The sequence below is a fragment of the Mesorhizobium sp. P3_A9 genome (genome assembly GCF_056402975.1).
Genome location: NZ_JBFUGJ010000459.1, coordinates 1 through 3,869, shown reverse-complemented (window position 1 = coordinate 3,869; position 3,869 = coordinate 1). Strand labels below are relative to the sequence as shown.

Here is a 3,869-nt window from a genome sequence, read left to right as displayed (position 1 = left end):
CCTTTTGGTAGCCGCAGCGCTGGCGGTGTGTGTCGGTATCGGTTCGCATGCCATTCTTGGCGAAGGAAACTCGAATGCAGTTTGGATACTTTCAGCGACGCTGGTGAGCTTCTTGGTAGCCGCAGGGGGGATCAACTACCTTCTCGACGGGGAGGCTAAGCCGCTACGAAGGTCAGCCCTTGAGCAATTTACGCGGCGCTACGGCTACCCTTTAATCTTGCTCGCGGGCCTTTGCGGCGGATGGTACGCAAGCCAATACAACGATGCCTATTCCGATATAGCAGTGGTGAAATCAGCGGTGCTTCGAGCATGCTTGCAATCGGCATCATGCGTAGCGAAGGCTACCCAGTTGAATGGCGGAAACAACCCTCGCTATGTGTTAGGTCCTGACGGACGACCTTACCCCGAATAGTCATCACTCCATGTCCGGCACGTCGCCACCTACAAAGAGCGTCGTGGGCTCCCCGTATTCGCCAAGCGAGGGGTTGGCATCGCGCGACCACGCAATGACGCCGGCATGCTTCACGGCTAGGCCCTTCGCGGTGCGTATCGCCCGGTCCTCGGTCTGCTGCTCGGCAGGCCCAAAGACAGGCTGGAGGTCCCCTGTCTCATCTCGGTCGAAGGCGGTGACAACGATTAGCTTGGGTGCCTTCTGCTGTGGCATCAAGTTATCTGACATGGAGGCGCTCTTTCCGCTGAACTAGAAGGTCCTTGAAGTTGAGCGGCGGAGGGGGAAGGACCTCGGTCATCTCGAATAGAGGCACCGTAGAGGCCTCCGGCTCGGGTGCTTTCTGCTTGGCCTTCAGCTCCGTAATCTCATCGTCGCGTCGCGCAATTCGGCTCTCCAGATTGGCAATGCGCTCCGTCAAGAAATAGCGCCCGACCGCAAACCCACCGCCTCCGAACAGCACGGCAAACGTGGCGAAGGCTGCCGGGTTGGCGGTTACCAGCGCAGAGTTACTCCCAATGAAAGCGATAAGGTCATGCATTGAGCGCTGCTCCTGTCACCCCAGCATGGGCGACGTATCGTCATATGCAATGGAAACTATTCCCGGATGCCGGTGGGCGACGGCGAGTATCTGAGTCTCAAGCTCGCAGTTGTAGGCCATGAGCGCCTTCACGGTCTCAAGCGGGCTATCATACCGGGCGATGAGCTTCACGGCTTCGGAATGCAGCTCGGCTTTTGCTTCGGCGTCAAAGTGCATGGTGCCCATTGCGGTTTCTCCTAGCGCATCGCGCGGCGTGGTGTGGTGAGCGCGTCGAGGCGTTCCTGGAGGTGGCCGTTGAGCACGATCATTTCCTTGAGCGCCTTCATCACATCGCCCTTGTGCACGGCAACGAAATCCTCGGCGTGGGCCTGGAGGGCGGCTTCCTGGCGACTGTTGAGTGTCACGATGCGGTCCATTAGCGCTTACTCCAACATGAATGCTCATAGTGAACAAAAAGGGAACATAAATGTCAAGGGCGAATTGACTCGGCGAGGAACTCATTCCTATTTTTGCCTATGCCAGAGCAGCCCAGAAAACCCCGCCGCCTTGTGCAGACCCTGTGCAAAGCGCATGAGGTTGGGCAGCTAGTCCGCATCCGGTGCATGAACTGCAACATCACCCGCCACTATCTGCCGGGGGACCTCGCCAAGCTAGTCGGGGACATTCCGTTTTGGGATGTGGACAGGCACATGCGCTGCGAGCGGTGCAAACGTCGCGACCTTGACGTTGATATCCTGCTGCCAAGCGCATCGGAGGGCTTGAAGATACGAGTGAGGCGGCTTTTAGAAGTCCGTATGGTGCAGCGGGTGATCTGGAAGGACGATGATCCGTGATCGACCTAGGCGGCTAGCTACGGAAGGTTAAGTGTTCTTCGATTGTCTGCTATCATTCGGCCTACAATGAGACGACTTGCGGGGGTGCCTTCGCAACTCTTTCGAGCAAGTTTCTCGTAGCTCTCGATGATCTTTGAGTTTTGTGTCTTTTCTAGAGCCGTCCGGGGCTCCTTCTTCAAGAAATTTACCAATACCTTATAGGAGTGATCTTTTGGGTCCAAGATTAAAACCTCTCCTGCGGACGGGTCCGTAGAAGCCCGTCTGACGACAATCTTAGTCGCAAGGCCCTCGCAATTCATTTCCACGAGCGTCCCCAACGGGGAGCCTTTGGTGGGGCAGGTCAATTCGACGGGAAGAAACTCTTTCTTACAAGAGGATGTTTCAGCGGCCTCCGTCAGACCATTCTGCCCAATCGCAACAATAGAAACCAGCAGAACAACGACCTTGCCTGCACCATCCAACATCCGCGCCTCTCCATCTATCCACTAGAGCATTGACAATTGACCGCTCGACGTGTCGCCACCAAGCGGAAACTTGATCTGTGTGGCYGGCTTCTCGACAACCACAAGGGCATCATCCGGGACCGTGCGCTGTAGCCGCTTAGCTTCTGACCAAGGGGCTGTAAGCCAAGTCTCGGTTTCCTCTTGCGTCCTCAGGACAACCGGCATGGCCTTTTCGTGGATGGGCTTGATGAGTGCGTTGGGTGCGGTCGTCATGAAGCCGTAAAGCTCGAAATCCCCGGGGCCGTCTTTGATCTTCCGAACCCCATGCCACGGCGTCCAGAGGCCCGCGAAGAAGAACAGCGGGCGGTCCTCATTGAGAGCAAACCAGTAGTTCCGCTGGATGCCTGTCTCAGGGTCCTTGTCGCCGGGTGTCGGGCTGGGCTCCGCAAAGCTCGTCACGGGCACCACGCAACGGTTCTCGACGCCGACATACTGCTGCCAATGGCCATACTGCGGATTGCGGATGTTGGTGGTGCCATAGTCCGCTTTCCCCTTCATACGCTCAATGGGAGTCGGCATGCCCCACAGCAGGTTGGCAAGCTCCCGCTGCCCGTCCAGCGCATTGCGGACCACCGGGCCGGGGCGGTTGGGATAGATGTCTATGGATGGCTCAAGGTTGCCCAAGATGTCCCGCAAAGCGCCGGTCCACTGGCGGATGGCCTCTTGCGATGTGGTGATGTTGTAGAGGTTGCACATGCTTCATTCAGTCCCTACGGGCTAGGGTTCTTTTGCCGTAGCTCCTCAAGCCAAGCACCCAAGGCGGCACCATCCTTTAGCTCTAGGCGATAAGGCATGAACTTGGTGAATTCTGGCGAGGTAAGCACGCCCGGTTGGAATGTTGAGGTCGTAGAAATTACGGCCTTTGATGCATTCTGATCGGCGGACAATACACCTAGCATCGCCCGAAGTTCATCGTGCCCGACTTGATGGCCGGGCGAATATGCTTTCGCTTGGTCAAGTATCCTGACGGACCCAAAGCCATCCTTCGATGCGATGACGTCCCGTCCAAAATCCCCTCGCTGCGGAGTAAGTATCACATCATAGCCGGCACGCTCGTAGGCCCCAGCAATGAACTCTTCAAACTTGCGAGGGGTTTGGACGAAATGAAAGAGGAATTTCGGATCTTTGGCGATCTCGGCCATGATAGCCAGCCATGGCAGGGTAACCGTGACGATCCGGGCACCCTCAGGCACATGGACGCCGGCCGTCACAAGCGCTTGGAGCAGGAGCGCGGTAGTTGGAACCTCGTTGCTGTCGCGTGGCCTAGCAGGTCGCTGGTTGCCGGCCATGCCTAAACCTATTCCCAGTCCCAAACCAACCATCGGTCTCGACCTCCTCAGAACTCTGGCACCGGCTTGTCCCGGCAGCCAAACTTGCCGCCCGTCCCCGAGTCCTTGACGTTTGAGTTGTAGAAACTTCCTTTGGACTCTGCGGTCAACAGCGCCGACACCGTGCCTTGGTCGATGTCGCAGTAGTGATACCAAACCTGCTTAAGCCGAACGAGCATATAGGAGTGCTCGGCGTTGTAGCAGACGCGCTTGACC

General features: G+C 57.3%; 9 protein-coding genes. 2 read left to right on the top strand and 7 right to left on the bottom strand.

The window, feature by feature from the left end:
- Positions 1 to 412 (top strand): hypothetical protein (locus tag AC1DX0_RS32450; protein WP_477358479.1); only part of this gene is annotated, 412 nt, incomplete at its 5' end.
- 3 nt (positions 413 to 415) lie between these two features.
- Here the strand turns inward: AC1DX0_RS32450 and AC1DX0_RS32445 are convergent.
- The 4 genes from AC1DX0_RS32445 to AC1DX0_RS32430 are packed head-to-tail and all read right to left on the bottom strand — an operon-like array spanning position 416 to position 1,405.
- The gene (locus tag AC1DX0_RS32445; RefSeq protein WP_477218992.1) at positions 416 to 679 is read right to left on the bottom strand and encodes a hypothetical protein; all 264 of its coding nucleotides are present in this window, start codon (positions 677 to 679) and stop codon (positions 416 to 418) included.
- Complete coding sequence (locus AC1DX0_RS32440; RefSeq protein WP_477218991.1) at positions 669 to 989, bottom strand: hypothetical protein; 321 nt, start codon at positions 987 to 989, stop codon at positions 669 to 671. The genes AC1DX0_RS32445 and AC1DX0_RS32440 overlap by 11 nt, the downstream gene beginning before the upstream one ends.
- 15 nt (positions 990 to 1,004) lie before the next feature.
- Positions 1,005 to 1,214, bottom strand: a complete 210-nt coding sequence (locus AC1DX0_RS32435) for a hypothetical protein (protein WP_477218990.1) — start codon at positions 1,212 to 1,214, stop codon at positions 1,005 to 1,007.
- 11 nt (positions 1,215 to 1,225) lie between these two features.
- Positions 1,226 to 1,405: a hypothetical protein gene (locus AC1DX0_RS32430; protein ID WP_477218989.1), complete on the bottom strand. Its 180-nt coding sequence runs from the start codon at positions 1,403 to 1,405 to the stop codon at positions 1,226 to 1,228.
- A 186-nt stretch (positions 1,406 to 1,591) separates the two neighbouring features.
- Here AC1DX0_RS32430 and AC1DX0_RS32425 point away from each other — a divergent pair, with 186 nt between their 5' ends.
- Positions 1,592 to 1,822 (top strand): hypothetical protein, encoded by a 231-nt coding sequence (locus AC1DX0_RS32425; RefSeq protein WP_477218988.1) that lies wholly within the window; start codon positions 1,592 to 1,594, stop codon positions 1,820 to 1,822.
- A gap of 485 nt (positions 1,823 to 2,307) precedes the next feature.
- Here the strand turns inward: AC1DX0_RS32425 and AC1DX0_RS32420 are convergent, their stop codons facing one another.
- The 3 genes from AC1DX0_RS32420 to AC1DX0_RS32410 form a co-directional block, all read right to left on the bottom strand.
- Complete coding sequence (locus tag AC1DX0_RS32420; RefSeq protein ID WP_477218987.1) at positions 2,308 to 3,021, bottom strand: SOS response-associated peptidase; 714 nt, start codon at positions 3,019 to 3,021, stop codon at positions 2,308 to 2,310.
- Between the two features lie 14 nt (positions 3,022 to 3,035).
- On the bottom strand, positions 3,036 to 3,467 hold the full coding sequence (locus AC1DX0_RS32415; RefSeq protein ID WP_477358477.1) for a restriction endonuclease: 432 nt from the start codon (positions 3,465 to 3,467) through the stop codon (positions 3,036 to 3,038).
- Between the two features lie 194 nt (positions 3,468 to 3,661).
- The coding region (locus AC1DX0_RS32410; protein WP_477358476.1) for a KTSC domain-containing protein at positions 3,662 to 3,869 on the bottom strand (208 nt) is incomplete at its 5' end.

Coding starts and splice junctions, on each gene's coding strand:
- AC1DX0_RS32445 (WP_477218992.1), bottom strand. CDS start 679: ATGTCAGATAACTTGATGCCACAGCAGAAGGCACCCAAGCTAATCGTT.
- AC1DX0_RS32440 (WP_477218991.1), bottom strand. CDS start 989: ATGCATGACCTTATCGCTTTCATTGGGAGTAACTCTGCGCTGGTAACC.
- AC1DX0_RS32435 (WP_477218990.1), bottom strand. CDS start 1,214: ATGGGCACCATGCACTTTGACGCCGAAGCAAAAGCCGAGCTGCATTCC.
- AC1DX0_RS32430 (WP_477218989.1), bottom strand. CDS start 1,405: ATGGACCGCATCGTGACACTCAACAGTCGCCAGGAAGCCGCCCTCCAG.
- AC1DX0_RS32425 (WP_477218988.1), top strand. CDS start 1,592: ATGAACTGCAACATCACCCGCCACTATCTGCCGGGGGACCTCGCCAAG.
- AC1DX0_RS32415 (WP_477358477.1), bottom strand. CDS start 3,467: ATGGCCGAGATCGCCAAAGATCCGAAATTCCTCTTTCATTTCGTCCAA.